Origin of the sequence: Fulvimarina pelagi HTCC2506 (genome assembly GCF_000153705.1) — a bacterium.
GTDB classification, from domain to species: Bacteria; Pseudomonadota; Alphaproteobacteria; order Rhizobiales; family Rhizobiaceae; genus Fulvimarina; species Fulvimarina pelagi.
This window is the reverse complement of record NZ_DS022272.1, coordinates 3372805-3389448: the sequence shown is the minus strand read 5'-3', so window position 1 is coordinate 3389448 and position 16644 is coordinate 3372805. Positions and strand designations below refer to the sequence as shown.

Here is a 16644-nt window from a genome sequence, read left to right as displayed (position 1 = left end):
CAAGAGGTTGCTGATACCGGGAGACCCTGCGGCGTGAAATGAGCCACCGGGTTGGCAACAGTCTTACGGTGCTGGCCTCGATCTATCGCAGTTGCTCTCGGAAAGCGGCAACCAAAGACGAACTGGACGAAGTCTTTCTGGGACGCCTCGTGGCCGTGGGCCGCGCGAACCGAATGGCCGTTGAGGCGCCAAGCAAGGGAATAGCCCTCGCGGCATTGATCCATGACGCCATCAGTATTCTTCCGCAGTGTGAAACGGTTCCTATTAAAGCACTTCAAATGGATATCCAAAGCGACTGCGTAATGCCTCTCGCGCTCATTCTGAACGAACTTGCCACGAATGCGCTGAAACATGGAGGAGCATGCGAGGACAATCGCATAACAATCAAAGCTGCGAGAGATGATTCGCGGAACCATATTGTCTTAGAATGGCACGAAGCACGTTCGGTCCCTATGCGCTTGCCGCCGCCAGTGGGAGGACGCACTGGGTTCGGAACAAAACTTCTGCAAGCAATGGTTGAGGGGCAGTTGGGCGGAAGTTTCGAGCGCAAGCTCGACGAAACCAGCTTCCGGATGGTCGTGCGGATACCGCGAGATCGACTTGAGTTTTACCAAGATGAACTCGTCGAATGTTGATCGGCACACTATAGACCGTCGGATGCAGTATGGAACAATGTTTGCAAGTATAGGTGTCATTCCCAACGACCTCCGGCGGTCTGTGGGGTTTCGCCATTCACTGTTGGCACACGCAAAAACTGTAGGCTGCGGACGCGGAATTGCTTGGTGCACATGCCTTTCGCTCATGGGTGGCACAGAGTTTCTTGCGCGACCCAATTGAAAGTTGGCTTTGATACTAACGGCGAAAATACCCTGGTCGCGTTTTCTTGTCTGACATCGAACCCTTGACCGTTCACCAGTTTGAAGGAGCAGGTTCTGCGGGATCGTTTGGTTGCGTTCGAACCTTCAGCTCGCCTTCATCCGCTGAAGGATCTCGCAGGAGCACTGCAGTCACGAGTGCGACTACCCCGACGCCGGCATTTGCCAACAATATTCGCTTCCATTGGTTCTTGATTTCGGACCGAGAACTCGAGCGGCGAACTTCACGGCTGTCCGCATGATCTATTCCCCTTTTTGCTGCTATCAAAGCGAACGGAACTGGCTGACCGAGTTTTCACGTAACTTCTCCACCCGCTTGCCAAATCGCGCATTTGTTCCTTATCCGTTCTCCATGAGCCCGCAGCGCCACAATCGAGGTCTGATGCTGAGCCGTCTCGGCCAGCTCGGCCACATCGTACGCCTGCGCTGCAACTACTGCCGGACCGGACCGCGCTTCTACCGTCCCGAAGACCTCATCGTTCTTGTCGGCGACCGGGAGGTGGACCGGCTGCGGCGTCGGCTGACATGCGAGGTCTGTGGCCGGAAAGATTACGTCGAGATCGACTCGCCGCTGCTGACAGGGCAGGAAAGGCAGAGCGTGATCGTCCGGCGGCTGGTGCGGGTCTCGACGATCCGCCGCCCCATATGGCGGGAGGAACTGCTGTAGATCTGCAAAACGTAGCGATGTGCAATCTCTATTCCATCACCAAGGGCCAAGCGGCGATCCGGCAGTTCACCAGGGCAATGACCGATCGCACGGGCAACCTGCCGAGCCTGCCCGGCGTCTTCCAGAACATGGAAGCGCCCGTGGTGCGAAATGGCGAGGACGGTGATCGAGAGCTGACGATGATGCGCTGGGGCATGCCGTCGCCGAAGTTCGTCACGAAGGACCGCAAGACGGATCCAGGCGTCACGAACATCCGCAACACGAAAAGCCCGCACTGGCGACGCTGGCTGTCGCCGGAGCATCGCTGCGTCGTGCCGTTCACCTCGTTCAGCGAGTATGAAAGTATAGACGGCAAGAAGGTGCCGGTCTGGTTCGCGCTCTCCGAAGAGCGGCCGCTTGCCGTCTTCGCCGGCATCTGGACGAACTGGACGAGCGTGCGAAAGGTGAAGGAGGGTGAAGTGAACGCCGACCTCTATGGCTTCCTCACCTGCGATGCGAACGCCGAAGTCGGTGCCGTGCATTCGAAGGCGATGCCGGTGATCCTGACCGAGACGGACGAGATCGACGCTTGGATGCGCGCGGATTGGAATGAGGCATCTCCATTGCAGCGGCCTTTACCGAACGGGACGCTGCATGTGGTGGCGAAAGGCGAGCGCAGCGATAGAGAAATGACAGCGTAGTAGCACTTCGGTGTTTGGCTCGAGCGAAGAAAATTCGTCTATGCCCTCTCGCCCTCCAGTGCAAAAGGCCCGGCGTCTTCGACACCGGGCCCATTCATGACTTGAGATTTGGTCGGCCCTCAGAACCGGAAAGTCAGGTCCGCCCGCGCACTGTTTGACGTGGTGTCTCTGCCGTACTGGCCTTCGTAAGCCGCCCCGACCGTCGCCCATTCGTTGAGGCGGTAGTCCGCTCCGACCTCGATGAAGCCTACGTCTTCGTCGATACTGACGCCCTTCACCAGATAGGCCGGGCTCGTGGCGAAGCGGAAGGCTTCCAGCGTCGTCGTATCCTCGAAGGCATGGCGCCAGCCGGCCTCACCCCGCAGCGAAAGATCGGTGCCGACCAGCATCGAGCCTCTTACGCCGATCTCCGAGAACCAGGTGTCGAGATCGATGCCACTGGCAGTCAGGGCCGCAGCCCCGCCGGTCTCCGTGAACCGATCCGTGCGATGATGAACATAGGCCAGCCCGGCAAACGGAGAGATCGTCGCCGTCGCCAGTGCGAGGTCGTAGGAGACCTCGCCGAAGACCTGGCCGGTCCCAGCGTCGTATTCGCTGACCAGCGTGTCGGAGAAGCCAGGGAAAGACACTGAGCGGACCATGTCGATCTCATGCCAGGCATAGGCCGCCCCGCCCTTCACGATCAGGCCGTAGAGCTCCGTCCCGGCATAGAGGCCGAGATGCCAGGACTCGGTGCTGCCATTGGCGTTGCGCGCATCGACATCGAGATCGGTCGAGGAATAGCCGCCGAGCACGCCGAGCTTGACCGTGTCGGAGACCATGCCGTCGACGCCGACGAAGAAGCCGGAGGTGTCGGTGTCGGCCGCCGCGGCATTGCCGTCGCCGTCCACGTCGGACCAGGCGCCATAGAACCGCGTCCACGCTTCGACATCGGCCCCGCCACTGCCGGCGATCACCGGAACGCCCGGGCCGAAGCCGAGCGGCTGGACCATGTCGCCGCCCCCATTCATGCCGAAGGCTCCGTTGATCCGATCCTGCGCTGCATCGCGCACGAAGCGCGAGTCCTGGATCAGAACCGTCTTCATCGACGCATGCGGCTCGCCCGAAAGCTGGTCGAAGGCATCGCGAGCGGTCGGCGCATCGAGCATTAGAAGAACGTTGTAGAGCCCGTTGCTGGCTGAGCCGGGCGTCTGGTCGAGCTGCATCAGAGCGTTCGCCGTCTGCCGCTGATTGAAGGTTCTCGCCACGTCCGGGAACTGCAGAGCTTGAATGAGTTCGAGGATGATGTCGTTCGACGTGTAGAGCAGGTTGTAGTCGAGGAAGACCGAGTCGTCCTGAAGGCTGTCGAAAGTCCCGGTCCGTCCGTTGGCGGTCGAAACGATCGTGTATCGCTGACCATCCGTGTAGGCAGTATAGGGATCGAGCGTCACGACATCGACCGTCCCGCCGTTGATCGTGGCAGTATCGGCGCTGACCCGGTCGCCAGTTCCATCGGCCGCGATCTCGACCTCGTAGACCGAGCCGGGCTGGAAGGTTGCGTTGCCCGCAACGTTCAAGGTGCCGATCGAATTGCCGGGCGCGACCGTGCCGCCCGAATTGGCGACGAACGAACCGATCGTGCCGGCGCCGCCAAGTACACCTCCATCCACAGCGAAAGTGGTGTTCGGCATAGAGCCATTCACATTCAGTAGGCCACCATTGACTGCAAAATCGGTGATCTCGGTGTTGGTGCCGGTCAGGTTCGTTGTTGCGGCGCCAACCTTCTCGAAGTTCTCAAAGGCAAGATACTGCTCGCCATCGTCCGTGTTGTTTCCGTCGACCGATGAGATATCGAAGTTGAAGGTCCCGCTGTTGCCACCGAATGCCAGGGTGTCTGTACCAGCGCCTGCGCGAACGAAGCCCTCAATTACAGAGCCGGGCTGGAGTTCGAGCCTATCGTCTTCACCGTAATCAAAAAGAATAGCATCGCCTGCTCCTGACGTTTCGCGAATTGTTCCAGAATTAATTATCGACGAACCCACACCAGAGGCGCCGATACCATCGAAAATAATTGCAGCATCTACACCTTCAATTAAGCCAGAATTGATAACAATTCCCGTGCTTGGAAGGATTGCGGAACGTGAGCTTGACGAAATAATACCGTTATTTACTATCTGGGTATTCGTGAATGATATTATTCCGAATATCGTTGTATTTATCGATTCGTTATTGACGATAAACGCGTTATTTGAGACATTGATACCTACGGCTGCTGTTATTGTACCGTCGTTGTTTACATTAGCGTTGTCATTCAGCTCTACGGCATTATTATTTAGGTTGCCTGTGGTATTGATTGCTGCGCCTGTCAGGACATTAACCGTCACATCGTCGGAGAAGCCTCCTCGAACGCCTTGTGTGTCAGGGTTTGGCGCGTTCGCGTCGCAAACAACGTTCGCTCCGTCAGCCGGATTATTATCCGAGCACGCGGCCTCGGCAGGCGATACTCCGAACCCGCTCATTAATGCGAGGGCGAGACCGGCTGGAAGCCCGTAAGTGTGTTTTCCGTAGGAAATACCAAAGCAGTTCGACAGAAGCGCTCGCTGCAGATCGCGTGCGACCGAGGTCGATCTGTTGCAGTCAGTCTTACGACCATTGAATGATATCGTCTTTGACTGATGTTTCACGACCTCGTTCCCCTCTGTTTTTCGCATATGCTTCACAATTGTTATTTCCGTAAATCTTGCTCAGAAGAATAAAGACACAGCGTGTTAGAAAATTGAGTCTCCTCAAGGTCACACTGCGTCATCTTGAAAGACTCGTCGTTAACGCGCCACCGTCGCGCAAAGGCAGTAGACACTGGCGGAGACGGATCGATGTTCCGGCCGAGGAGTCGGACCGAGAGGTCGGGGTCGAGCATCGGTTTGACCACGATGTCGCTCGCAGCCTTCGAGGGGTCGGGAAGCGTCTCGGCGAAGATCTGCAGCGTCCGGACGATGCCGCCGCCTTCAGGACGCCGAAGTTCGCGATCAACCCGCCATCCATTAGCTCGCGGCACGTACGATCGGCGCGACCGCTGATCAACGCGACCCGCGACGAGTTCGACACACAGGTTCTTGCGAAGCTACAAAACGACGCGGCAACCGCTGGCTAGTGAGCCCGCAGAACTCTTCCTTGCCATCATCAAATGCCACACATTCCAGCCATTTCGGGCAAGCAGCAACCGTCGATCGAGTTGGCAAACTGGTCTTTGCTTCCGCTGACGATACCGTGAGTCTCGCTTACGAAACGACGCAGTGGGAACCACATATCGGAGCCATGCTCCAAGCCGGAGCGGAAACCGAACGTGGGAGACTTATGATGTTCAAGCCATTCCTTCGAAATGCCGCCATTGCAACGCTGCTCGTCACCGGGACTGCCGGTTCCGCAATAGCGCAGGATAACGCCTCTGGCACAATCGTAGAGGTCGCCACTTCGACCGATAGCCTTTCAACCCTTGTCTCTGCCGTTGAAGCCGCCGGTCTAGCCGAGACCTTGAGCGGCGAAGGACCGTTCACGGTATTTGCACCGACCAACGAGGCGTTCGAAGCCCTGCCCGACGGTACGCTCGACACGCTGCTTGAGGCTGAGAACAAAGCGCAACTTGAAGGCATCCTGACGTATCACGTGGTTCCGACCGAGGCAAAAGCCGAGGCGGTCGTGAAGATGATCGAGGATGACGGAGGTGAGCATCCGGTCACGACGGTGAATGGCGCGGAACTGACGCTCTCCATGGAGGGCGAGAACGTTGTGGTCACGGACGCAGCCGGCAACAAAGCGACCGTGACACAGGCTGATGTCGAAGCTTCTAACGGCGTCGTTCACGTGATCGACGCGGTGCTGATGCCCGAAGCCATGTAACGCAAGCTCGATAGAACGCGTCGACCTCCGGACCCGTTCTATCTAACCTCAGCACCTCGTGTGTATTGCCCGGGGTGCTGAGGCTTCGTTCTCATTGACGCGGAATGAGATCACGAAAACCTTTCGCTCGCTTTTTAGCTCAGCAATCGTGACGAAAATGCTGCTTTTACAGTCCCCCAAGCTCTCGCATCCCGACGCCACGCCCAGAGGACTCGCGCTTAACCGCTACCCTGAGAACGGCTCGAATCGCTCAGGGAGAGGTACCGTGTTTCGATATGCCGGCTTTTTTGGAGTTGAGCTCATGGCCGCTGTAGCGGCACCTACTTCCTATTGCGGGTTGTTTCTTCCCGATTGCTCGCCTGTCGTCTACGCGGCAGATCGCTCCATTCCGGTTTGATCAGGCGGTAATCGTGCACAGCGCGGCGCAACGTGCATCGTTGACGGCGACACCTCAGGCTGGGACAAAAATAGCGCTGGACAACGCGATGGGGCGGCGTCGATACCCCTGAGATCAGCCAGTCGAAATGTTAGGCTGAGAAGCAAGCTGGATATGCTGCGCACTCGTCTCGATCCGCCTATCTGATGGTCGCGACGCCGGCACGGTTCTGATCAAGGAGGGTCTTGCGCAGTCCTGGCCGAACAGCGGCAATCCTTGTTGATGAAACCCGCCGCCGCACGGGCGGCGAGTTCGTTACGTTATTCCGGGTTGTCCTCGAACCCATCGTCGTAGGCGGCCAATACAGCAAGCATGAGCAAGAAGGCCAGAATGTCGTTCCCGGCATCGAGCGCCTGTCTGCGATACCTCATCAGCGTCGGAATCATGTCATCGTGCACGTGCGGTCACTCCATCTAGGATGCCGCATCCGCGATCCACGCTATCGTTCGCGGTAACAGGTCTTCTACTTCAACGCCCATGTACTCTACCGGTTATCAACCGGCATAGGTTCAAATGCCTATTATGACGGCAACGGTCATGATGCCATGCTTCGGCCAGTCGGCCAGGGAGCTATCGGGCAGATCATTGTCAGACCAAGGCAACAGCTTCAGTCTCGGTAGAGTGTCTCTCCCGGCGACGTCTCAAATACCTATAGTAAGGAGCGGCGTCTAATCTGACGCCGGATTTCCTTTGCCACCCCTGCAGCAGGTGCCTTCATCGGCGGTCTTGATCACGAGGCCAAAGCTCGTCTTCGTTCCTTCGTCCTTAAGACGAACCTAAATGCATCGACACGTCGCAACCTAGCACCAACGCAATCGGTGCTGTTGGGGCCAATCGTAACCGGTTTCGTCTGAGGAACGCGCCAGACACCTATGAACGGTATCCCTCGACCTCTAAGGCGTGAATTCAGAAGCCCTTGAGGACGCGCTCCTGGTAGATACACCGCCAGCAACGTGGCTCAGGCGTGGGTGACCCAGTAGACAGGGCTGGCGAGCAATCGAGAAAGACTGACACCCGACAGGAAGGTGGTGGATCGGCGCAGGCGCGTGCGATCTGGTCCGCACTGTTTAGAAGTCTGTTGATTGCGATGACGTAGGCGATCGTGGCCCCGGAGGATTGCGATGTTGATCTTGTGAAACGCGTTCACCGGATACCTCCAGCAAAGGCGCGGCATCTTGGGTCTAAGAGTAGAGCGACGATGAAAGGGACCGCGTAAGCGGTGCCACTGCCGCACGAAGGTTCAGGCCTGCTACGTCTGGCCTTGGGTCATCCGCAGCAGCCCGCAAAGGAGCAATGCTGCGGACAGAGCGGCAGCCCCTGCGCGGACCGAGTTCCAATAGGTCCAGCTCGGCACGTAGCATTGCAGCCAGTAGTCGCGCGTTGCCTCAGAGCTCAGTTCCATCGCAGCCAGTGCCTGGTTCATCGGTACATTGAAGGCGACTGTGACGCCGAAGCAGCCGAAGAAATAGACGACCGCCGCCAGCCCGATCAGCGTGCCCGTCGCGCCGGAAAGTTCGACCCAGGCGTAGCCTGCGATCAGGACCGACAACGCGGCCATACCAAGGAACAGGGCCATGAATTTCCAGCGGAAAACCTCACGATTGATGACCTGCATGGCCTCCACACCGCCCACGCCTCCGGTGAGGGCTAGCGACCGCATGATGAAGTCCGAGAAGGCAAGGAAGACGCCCGCGACCAGCGCATAGGCGAGGATCGAGAGCTGCAGGATCACGAAGAAGGTGGTGGACATGGTACTTCCTTTCGAGCGTTCGAGAGGACGCAAGGGGGCGGGAGCGCACTCGCGCTACTGGCGGTCACGCCGCGCTGACCCATGCGCCCGAGCGTGCGGCATCGGCGGCGAAGGTGGCGAAGTCACGCGGCGGTCGGCCGAGGGCCTGCATCACGCCATCGGTGGTGTGGGCATTCCGCCCGTCGAGCGTTTCCCGCGCGATCGCGGTGAAGACATCGGCGACGAAGCTGCCGCCTGAGGCTGCAACATTCGCGTGGAAATCGTCGAACGAGATTGGGATGTGCCGGATCGGCCGGCCCGTGGCCTCGCTGAGCGCTCCGGCCATCTTCTCAAAAGTCATCAGCCGCGGACCCGTGACCTCGTAGAGTATGCCCTGATGGCCATCTTCCGTCAGCGCGGCGACGGCGACATCGGCGATGTCCTCGATGTCGATGATCGGCTCTTGAATATCGCCGCCCGGCATCGGAAGCACGCCGGCAAGGATCGGGTCGCGCAGGTAACCTTCCGAGAAATTCTGAGCGAACCAGGCGGCGCGGACGAGCGTGAAGTCCACACCGGAGGCGCGCACGACCTCTTCGCCCAGCCGGGCATGACTCTCGCCTCGGCCCGAAAGGAGGACGAGATGCTGGACTCTGACGTCCTTCGCTGTCTCGACGAAAGACTGAAGCTTATCGACCGCGCCGGGGAAAGCAAGATCGGGGAAGTAGGTGATGTAAGCAGCACGCACCCCGGTGAGCGCGGGCGCCCAAGTCTCGGGCGCTTCCCAGTCGAAGGGTGTGGCGGAGCTGCGCGAGCCGCGGCGAACGCGAAGCCCCATGGCCTCTAGCTTGGCCGCGACACGCGCCCCGGTCTTGCCGGTGGCGCCGATGACGAGGATGGGTTGATCTTGCATAAGTCTCTCCTTGGATCGCGTTTCTGTCCAAGGAGTAAGGCGACTGGTCGTCCCCGATCTTGACCGAAGATGCCAGAGATTTGACCGACGTTGCCAAGCACCCATGCGAGGCCTGCGCCAAACGAAAGCAGCGCTGAAATGACTGGCGCTGCTTCTCTTTCGAATTGGTGTGGTTGGCTCAAGCCGGTGCGAACAGCGCGATGTTCATATCTGCCGCCAATGCCCGCAAGCGGCTAGCGCCTGATCGCAAGGCGAGTTGTACCAAGTGTGCCCGGCCTCCAAGTTGAGACTGGGCACGAGTGCGACGCTTGGCACGTGCCAAGCGACCGAATGCGTCTCAAAAAAGCTGACCATCGAGGATCACTTCTCTGCCGTGGGCCGCGAGTGTGGGGCCGGCAGCGGCGGCATAGGCCTTCGTCTTTTCGGCACTTCGGACAGTAACGTTTGCGACAAGATAGGCCGTCGTGGAACCTTCATCGGTGGCGGGGTTGCTATATGTGCAGATCGCGATTTTGCACTACGATCGTGCCCGAGCTTGACCGTGCCTGCCGAGCCCTAGAGTGCCGCCGCCAACAGGGATCAGAGGTCGGCATGTCCCCTGCGGTAACTTGCCGGTGTCTGGCCGACCCAACGCTTGAATGCGCGGGTGAAGGAGCTTTGTTCGGCAAAGCCGGTCAGGAAGGCGATCTCTGCCAGGGAATGCCGTTTGTCCCGCAAAAGCCCGACCGCGAGGTCGCGGCGGGTTTCTTCGGTCAGGGTGTGGAAGCTCACCCCATGCTCCGAGAGGCGACGATGAAAGGAGCGCGCACTCACGCCAAGGTATCGTGCAATGTCCTTCATGCGTGGCGACCCCTCGTTCAGTGCCTGTGCGATGGTGTCTCGCGCTCGGCTGACCAACGTGACGTCTTCGGCGATCTCGTTGAGTTCGGCATCGAGGTGAGACACGAGATATTTTGAAATCCCTTCGTCACCGAGAATGTTCGGCTGCGCGAGCGTCTCCGGCGAAAACAGGATTGCATCGAGCTTAGCATCGAAGCGGACAGGGCAGCCGAACCACGCCTCATGCGCGGCGAACGATCCGGGCACGCCGTGGCGCAAGAAGACTTGCAGCGGCGTCACCGGAACTGGGCTGACCTGTCTGGCGAGAGAGATCGCACTCGCGAGCGTCGCCTCGTTTGACAGCCTGAGGCCCAGCCGCCTCTCGCCGGCCCGATGCAGGATGAAGAGCGTGCCCATGGGGACGGGGCGCAGTTCGTATTCCACGACACTGGTCCAGAGTCGTGCATAGCGCTCGACCCGCGCGTAGGACCCGCCAAGCGTCGTTGCCGCCTTGAACGCGAGGCCAAGGGCGCCGTACTCGTCGAGACGCATGGACGCCCCGGTCCGCAGGGGCAGATCGGTCACGTCGATCAGCGTCGCGATCCGTTCGAGCAGATCGTAGTAGGTGCCGTCGGGTAGCATGACCTTCGGGTCCCAGGAGCTATCTGGATCGACGCCCGCACTTCGCAGGAGCTCCGCGCCGTCGACAGCGTCGCCCGCCGCAGCGACGACTTTGCGAGCGAAGAGAGAGGTTACGTAGCCCATCTTGCTATACGTTTCGGTCGATCTGGAGACGAAACGCTGATTGGCGGTGTCCCACAGATCGAAGTCTGCGTGGTCCAAGAAATTTCCCTGAAGGCCGCCTTGACGTCAATCACGGGGCATTTGCGGACCTGCTCGAGCACAAAGTCCCACCCACACCGAGCACGCTAAAGACCTCACTGACGACTTTGTCGGTGTTGTCGGCGAGGATCTAAACCATGAGATTGTCTTATCGGAATCAACCACGCCGGCTTACGACGGGAGCGGCAGCACGGTTTCCCGATCGGTCTAGTTAAGCGTACCGGATCGAGAAAATGCTTTCGTTACGGCAAGTAGCGGGCCAAACTGGCCCAGATCGCCGCGTAAACCGCGCTGGAAACCCGTGCCGCCGAAGGCCACGATGTCAGCGTCGCCATTGTCCGCCCGCAGCGGCGAAACCAAGGTGCTGCTGCGGGCGAACAATGCCAGGCCGCACACAGTGGGCAGCAGAACAGGGAAAGCTTTCACCTCCGCCAGCATGGGCCGTGACACGGCGGGGCTGGCCGGGTTCATTGGTGGCAATTTCCAGAATGAGGGCCTGCGCGATCTGGATTCGCGGCTGGTTATCCAAGCGGGCGGTCTGCCAGTCCGTATCGGTGGCGCGCTCGTCGGCGGCATCGGTGTCGGCGGTGCGCCTTCGGGCGACATCGACGCCACCTGCGCCCGCGCCGGCCTCGACGAGATCGGTGCCGGAAATATCTGACATGTGTGTTTCGGTCGGTCCTTCTAGACCGACCGTTTCGATGGAGGATCGAGACAATGATGCGTATAATCCTGAGCGTCTTCCTGCTGTTTGTTGCTCCTTGGGCCCATGCCCAGACCCCGCCCTCGACCGCTGACGTGGCGGGTTATCGCGGCCTGCACCTTGCCGCGCATGAAGGGGACGCGGACGCCATCCGCCGTCTTTCCGCGTCCGGGGCCGACGTCGACGCCCGCGACCGCGCCGGCCGCACCCCTGCCCATGTCGCCGCCTTTGCCTCGAACGAAGCCGCCCTGCGTGCCCTGGCGGAAGCCGGGGCAGACGTGAACGCGCTGGAAAATCGCGCCTATGACGTGCTGACGATCGCGGCCGTCGCGGATGATCCCGACTTGGTGTCGCTGGCCATGGAACTGGGCAACCGCCCCGATCGGATCACCAGCGTCTATGACGGTACGGCGCTGATCGCGGCTGCGCATCTGGGCCATCACGAAGCGGTCCGCCGCCTGATCGCCGGTGGCGCGCCACTCGATCATGTCAACAACCTCGGCTGGACCGCGCTGATGGAAGCCGTGGTGCTCGGTGATGGCGGCCAGGATCATGTTGCGACAGTGCGCGTCTTGGTCGAAGCAGGGGCAGACACGGAAATCCCCGACCGTGATGGCGTCACTCCCCTGCAGCATGCTGAAGCGCGGGGCTATGACGAGATCGCGGCGATCATTCGGGCGGCCCTGGGTCGGTGAAGATATCTGCCTCGAAACCGGTCGGTTTCGAGACTATGAAGCCGTCGATCCTTCTGTCTAACATTGCGGGAGAAGCTGAACCGGGCGCGACTTCTGGATTATTTGCGCAGGTATTTCACAAGCGCGGCAATCGCCAGTCCCAGCACGATCAGCACCATCAGCCAGAACAGCCCCATGCCCCACATCATGCCGCCGCCCATCATGTCGTTCATCATGGTACGCCCCTAAAGCATGTATCCGATGTCGGATGCCCCTGTCGGGTAGGCGAACATCGTTTGTTTGAGTGCGGTTGCAGTGAGATTATGCCGGATCGCAAGAGCGAATAGGTTGATAACCTCGTCAGCGTGCGGCCCGACTAGATGCGCTCCGAGCACCCGATCGCTTCCCTCTTCAACCATTACTTTAAAACCGTAGACCGGCTCCGCCGCTTGTCGGGAGGTGAACCAGTTCGAGGCCTTCTGTGATTTGATGTTGAATTTTAGCCCCTGCATGCGCGCGTCTGCTTCGCTCAGTCCAACAGCAGTGATCGGCGGGAGCGAGAAAGCAACGCTCGGTACGCCCCGATAATCCGGCTTGTGCGTGTTGCCATCAAGCAGGTTACCGACCACGACCTTCGCATCATGGCTCGACACAGGCGTTAGTGGCGGTCCGGCTTGGGCGGCATCACCCGCCGCATAGACAGCAGGGTTCGAAGTGCTTTGCAGATATTCGTTGAGTTGCAAACGGCCATCGCTTACCGCCACACCGGCAATGTCGAGATCGAGGTCGCTCAAGTTTGGAATACGCCCGGCGGCATGGACGACCAGATCGGCCTCGATGGTTTCGCTCTGCCCGTTCGATGAGGCTGTGACGCGGTATTCCGTCCCGGCCTTCTCGACCGCCGTAACCTCTGTGCTTGTGCGCACGTCGATCCCGACCGCTTTAAAACTTTCTATCAACCAGCCGACCAGCTCCGGCTCGAAATGAGTGAGCATCCGTTCACCCCGTTGCAGGACCGTTACCTGTGACCCGGCAAGCGCGGCGATTTGGGAAAATTCAGAGGCAATATAGCCGCCCCCAACCATAACAATGCGTTTGGGCAGGTCTTCAAGGGCGAGGAAGCCCTCGTTGTCGATCAGATATTTCTCACCGGGGATGCCAAGTGTCACCGGTTTTGCTCCTGTGGCGATCAGAATGTGCGCCCCTTCGAGCTCGGTGCCATCAACTTGAACGCTGTTTGGCCCCGTAAAGCGGGCCTGCCCGTGGAAAGCAGCAATGCCTTTGTCGGCGTAGCTGGCCTCGTGCTTGTCCGGTACGGGATCGGTAAAGCTGCGCTTGAAGGCGACCAGCTCCGGCCAGTCGATATTGAGCGTGCCGACAACGCCCTTGTCCTGCATGCGCTTGGCATGGTCGATCGCCGACACACCGCCCACCAGCATCTTTTTCGGGTCGCAGCCGCGCAGGGCGCAGGTGCCGCCAAACGGCTTGGAGTCTATGACAGCCACCGACCAGCTGGCGGCGTGGGCGCGCATGGCGGCGACCCTTGCCGCCGTTCCCGTGCCAACAATGATGAGGTCAAAAGTCTGTGTCATCGCGTGCCAGCCTGCGAAGCGCCGCAGCAGGTTTTTGTGCTGCCGCCTGTTCGAGCCTCTTGGATCGGTGGGCAGGGATCGGAACCGTAGGAGCAATAGACACAGCAATCGCCCTCAAGTGGGCGCAGCATGGAACCGCAGCTCTTGCAGTCATAGAAGAACTGGCATGCGTCCACAGGCATGGTTTCGGTTTCGCGATGCCCGCAGCGTGGGCAGGTCAAGGTGCTTTGCAGTTGCGTCATGTCGTCCGTTTCGTTTTCCAAAGTGCGTAGATCGTGATTCCGACAAAGACCGCGAGGGCGGGCAACAGAACGAAGTCCAGCCAGCCGACGAGCATCGATAGGCCCACCACGCCAAGCAAAATTGCCAGAACCGGCGTGAAGCAGCAGAGCGCAAAGACAACCGTTCCAATCAAACCCGTCCGCAGAAGTGTTTTGTCTTTCACCTGCAAAATTTCTCGATCCGGTTAGCTTCAAGCGCTAGTATGCAATCTGTAGCCGCTACAGATACAAGAGGGAATTTTGGTCGATAGCTGTAACTTTGGCATCGGCGAGCTGTCCCGACGCACAGCCGTCAATATTGAGACGATCCGCTACTACGAAAGGATCGGGCTCTTGCCATCGCCGCCTCGAACAGAAGGCGGCCATCGCCTCTATTCAGAAGCGCATCGGAAAAGGCTTGTGTTCATTCGGCGCAGCCGCGAGCTGGGGTTCACCATCGATGAAATCCACAATCTGCTGGGGCTGGTTGAAGGCGGTTACACCTGCGGCGAGGTTCAGGCGGTGGCATTGGATCATTTGAAGCATATTCGCCGTAAGATCACCGACCTGCGGCGCATGGAGCGCACACTTGCAGATACGGCTGCGCGTTGTGCAGGGGGGACGTCTCCCGATTGTCCGATCGTTGACGTACTCAGCCAAGAGCTGCGTCAGTAACGACGGTTTTCCATCTATATCGTAGCTGCCTTTCAAACTCTGCCTTATAGTGGTTCGGTTTCGAGACAATCTCTGTGAATCAATAAAAACAATCGCTTGGACGTTGCAAAAGCCGGTCGCAAAATAGCGGCATGAAAATCGGCTATGCGTATGTCTCTACCCTCGACCAGAACCGGGACAGTTGACGATCCCAGAGGAATGGATCGAACGGATCGTCCCTGAACAGTTTCGCCGCCTGAACATGACACTGAAGCATGTTCATCGGCTTCTTCCGTATGACATCTTAAATCGCTCGGCCACTACGAATGGCTCACTCACGATGATTATGTATCCCACCGGAGAAGAGTGGCCACTAAAGGCGCTCTCATCGAGACGATAGAGCTTCGCAAATTTCATCATGCGATCGACGAAGTTCTGACCTGAAAGCTCGTGCGCGATATCGGTTTCAAGATCGTCCGCCGCCGGTCCGTTTGCACGAGAATATCCACGATTTCGGGTATGGCAGCTTTCCGAAGCACCGCAATCTTCATTGAAAGACCGATAGGGGCGCAGACCTGCCTTAGGTTTGGTCATCCTCTTCCTCGGGCAGAAATTCGATCAGCTCGCTGATGATATCGACGAACGATCTGCCAGTCCTCCTAGAATAATTATAGAGTTTTTTATAATCGTCTTCGCTCATTCGTGTATTGAATTGCCTCGTTTCAGGTCCCGGTCGACGGTGGCGGCCATCTAGACGTGGCTTTCCCTGCTCGAATACGTTCGTCCGATCACCCGAGGTGTTCTCGAGCGTATGACCGTGCTCTTCTGCATACAGTCGTGCAGCTACGGATTTCGGCCGGTAATCCAGCTTACGATCGCTGTTCTGTTCGCCGCGTCTTCCACCTTCGCGTTTTCTCACACGTCGTTCCTTTTCTGCGCTCGAACTGGTCTGGTATGTCCTTCTCGATGCCGCAAAAGACGATCATCGAGATCGGAAACAATATGCGCAACTTGAAGGCGCACGACATCGATTCCTGTGGTCGTTTCGGGCATCGTCTGCAGCGTCCGACCGCCAAGAATCGGATCGAAGAGTGCTCGATATGCGGTACGTTCGGTCGTGCCGTACGTTACCGAGATGCCAGGGATTTCCTGAATCCGATCGATCGACTCTCGCGGGATGCGTTCGTGTCTAGCGAAAGCGTTCAGCGACATTGGGATGCACGTAACCAACGGCAGTCGCTGGTTCGCCTTCAAAGCGAAGTCGAGGACACTTGCATGCGTTCTAATGGCTTCTTCGACATCAAGCGGTCCCGCACGAAATGGAACCAGCACCGCGTCCGAGAGGGCGATGGCGTTGAGAGCGAGTTCGGAAGCGCCGGCCGGCAAGTCGATAAGGGTTTCATCGAATTCCGCTTTTCCGATCTCCACCGCTCGGTAGAGGTCATTTACGGTCCCGATCGCGACTACCTCGATTTCCTGCGGGATGAAAGAAGAATTCTGCCAGAGTCGAAATGGATGATTCCGATCGCAATCGACGATCAGAACGGACCGTCCGCGAGCGGCAAGTTCTCCCGCAATCGCGGCACATATTGTCGACTTCCCGACGCCGCCCTTATGCGAATGTACAGCCCGAACCGCCATAGACAATCACCCCCGATCATATCGATCACACGATCGAGGATGGACCGGAAAGTACGCAGAGCTGGCACGGTCATTCAATTGCAAATGTAAAGAGCGTGACGTTTTTGCAACACGGCCATCGACCTCGAAGCAGGCTGTCGGCGCGCCTTCTGCTGAAGACAAGGGTCAACAACCGTATCGGCCAACGGCGGATCAGCGGAGAGAGCCTTTCGCTTGAAGAGCTTAGGTATCCGATAAGTACGAGATACCTGCCGCCTATAGAAGTCCGAAGATAGCTACCTT

17 protein-coding genes and 1 pseudogene are annotated in these 16644 nt (G+C 58.8%); 7 read left to right on the top strand and 11 right to left on the bottom strand.

What is annotated here, in order from left to right:
- Window positions 1–38 precede the first annotated feature (38 nt).
- The 3 genes from FP2506_RS15710 (at window position 39) to FP2506_RS15700 (ending at window position 2222) form a co-directional block, all read left to right on the top strand.
- The gene (locus FP2506_RS15710) at window positions 39–635 is read left to right on the top strand and encodes an HWE histidine kinase domain-containing protein (RefSeq protein ID WP_007068563.1); all 597 of its coding nucleotides are present in this window, start codon (window positions 39–41) and stop codon (window positions 633–635) included.
- A 622-nt stretch (window positions 636–1257) separates the two neighbouring features.
- The gene (locus FP2506_RS15705; RefSeq protein WP_148227600.1) at window positions 1258–1542 is read left to right on the top strand and encodes a hypothetical protein; all 285 of its coding nucleotides are present in this window, start codon (window positions 1258–1260) and stop codon (window positions 1540–1542) included.
- Window positions 1543–1559: 17 nt separating this feature from the next.
- Window positions 1560–2222 carry an SOS response-associated peptidase gene (locus tag FP2506_RS15700; protein WP_007068561.1) on the top strand — a complete coding sequence of 221 codons (663 nt, stop codon included), beginning with the start codon at window positions 1560–1562 and terminating at the stop codon, window positions 2220–2222.
- 119 nt (window positions 2223–2341) lie between these two features.
- Here FP2506_RS15700 and FP2506_RS15695 read toward each other — a convergent pair whose 3' ends face one another.
- The gene (locus tag FP2506_RS15695) at window positions 2342–4243 is read right to left on the bottom strand and encodes an autotransporter family protein (RefSeq protein WP_007068560.1); all 1902 of its coding nucleotides are present in this window, start codon (window positions 4241–4243) and stop codon (window positions 2342–2344) included.
- 1315 nt (window positions 4244–5558) lie between these two features.
- Between FP2506_RS15695 and FP2506_RS15685 the strand changes: the two genes are divergently transcribed.
- Window positions 5559–6098, top strand: a complete 540-nt coding sequence (locus FP2506_RS15685; RefSeq protein ID WP_040490073.1) for a fasciclin domain-containing protein — start codon at window positions 5559–5561, stop codon at window positions 6096–6098.
- Window positions 6099–6794: 696 nt separating this feature from the next.
- On the opposite strand, the gene FP2506_RS19010 is transcribed toward FP2506_RS15685, so the two are convergent.
- The 5 genes from FP2506_RS19010 to FP2506_RS15670 all read right to left on the bottom strand — a co-directional run bounded on the left by FP2506_RS19010 (window position 6795) and on the right by FP2506_RS15670 (window position 10838).
- Window positions 6795–6932 (bottom strand): hypothetical protein, encoded by a 138-nt coding sequence (locus tag FP2506_RS19010; RefSeq protein ID WP_156414018.1) that lies wholly within the window; start codon window positions 6930–6932, stop codon window positions 6795–6797.
- An 851-nt stretch (window positions 6933–7783) separates the two neighbouring features.
- On the bottom strand, window positions 7784–8284 hold the full coding sequence (locus FP2506_RS15680) for an anthrone oxygenase family protein (protein ID WP_007068557.1): 501 nt from the start codon (window positions 8282–8284) through the stop codon (window positions 7784–7786).
- Between the two features lie 64 nt (window positions 8285–8348).
- Complete coding sequence (locus tag FP2506_RS15675; RefSeq protein WP_007068556.1) at window positions 8349–9176, bottom strand: Rossmann-fold NAD(P)-binding domain-containing protein; 828 nt, start codon at window positions 9174–9176, stop codon at window positions 8349–8351.
- A gap of 337 nt (window positions 9177–9513) precedes the next feature.
- Window positions 9514–9681: a DUF1330 domain-containing protein gene (locus FP2506_RS19590; RefSeq protein WP_425277093.1), complete on the bottom strand. Its 168-nt coding sequence runs from the start codon at window positions 9679–9681 to the stop codon at window positions 9514–9516.
- Between the two features lie 74 nt (window positions 9682–9755).
- Complete coding sequence (locus tag FP2506_RS15670) at window positions 9756–10838, bottom strand: AraC family transcriptional regulator (protein WP_007068555.1); 1083 nt, start codon at window positions 10836–10838, stop codon at window positions 9756–9758.
- Window positions 10839–11126: 288 nt separating this feature from the next.
- Here FP2506_RS15670 and FP2506_RS15665 point away from each other — a divergent pair.
- Window positions 11127–11499: pseudogene (locus tag FP2506_RS15665) on the top strand (GlcG/HbpS family heme-binding protein); the annotation flags it as partial.
- Between the two features lie 56 nt (window positions 11500–11555).
- A complete protein-coding gene (locus FP2506_RS15660) occupies window positions 11556–12236 on the top strand; it encodes an ankyrin repeat domain-containing protein (RefSeq protein ID WP_007068552.1) in 681 nt (226 codons plus the stop codon).
- Between the two features lie 224 nt (window positions 12237–12460).
- Here the strand turns inward: FP2506_RS15660 and FP2506_RS15655 are convergent, their stop codons facing one another.
- From FP2506_RS15655 to merF, 3 genes are read right to left on the bottom strand one after another with little or no spacing between them, the layout of a single operon-like run.
- On the bottom strand, window positions 12461–13807 hold the full coding sequence (locus FP2506_RS15655; RefSeq protein ID WP_007068550.1) for a dihydrolipoyl dehydrogenase family protein: 1347 nt from the start codon (window positions 13805–13807) through the stop codon (window positions 12461–12463).
- Entirely contained in the window at window positions 13804–14049 is a 246-nt protein-coding gene (locus FP2506_RS19285) for a GDCCVxC domain-containing (seleno)protein (RefSeq protein WP_081448367.1), read from the bottom strand. Before FP2506_RS19285 ends, FP2506_RS15655 begins: the two co-directional genes overlap by 4 nt.
- Window positions 14046–14252 carry a mercury resistance system transport protein MerF gene (gene merF, locus FP2506_RS15650; protein WP_007068548.1) on the bottom strand — a complete coding sequence of 69 codons (207 nt, stop codon included), beginning with the start codon at window positions 14250–14252 and terminating at the stop codon, window positions 14046–14048. The genes FP2506_RS19285 and merF overlap by 4 nt, the downstream gene beginning before the upstream one ends.
- A gap of 76 nt (window positions 14253–14328) precedes the next feature.
- Here merF and FP2506_RS15645 point away from each other — a divergent pair, with 76 nt between their 5' ends.
- A complete protein-coding gene (locus tag FP2506_RS15645; protein ID WP_007068547.1) occupies window positions 14329–14742 on the top strand; it encodes a MerR family transcriptional regulator in 414 nt (137 codons plus the stop codon).
- A gap of 258 nt (window positions 14743–15000) precedes the next feature.
- Here FP2506_RS15645 and FP2506_RS15640 read toward each other — a convergent pair whose 3' ends face one another.
- Window positions 15001–15315 (bottom strand): hypothetical protein, encoded by a 315-nt coding sequence (locus tag FP2506_RS15640; RefSeq protein ID WP_007068546.1) that lies wholly within the window; start codon window positions 15313–15315, stop codon window positions 15001–15003.
- Between the two features lie 321 nt (window positions 15316–15636).
- On the bottom strand, window positions 15637–16362 hold the full coding sequence (locus FP2506_RS19585; RefSeq protein WP_007068544.1) for a ParA family protein: 726 nt from the start codon (window positions 16360–16362) through the stop codon (window positions 15637–15639).
- Between the last annotated feature and the right edge of the window lie 282 nt (window positions 16363–16644).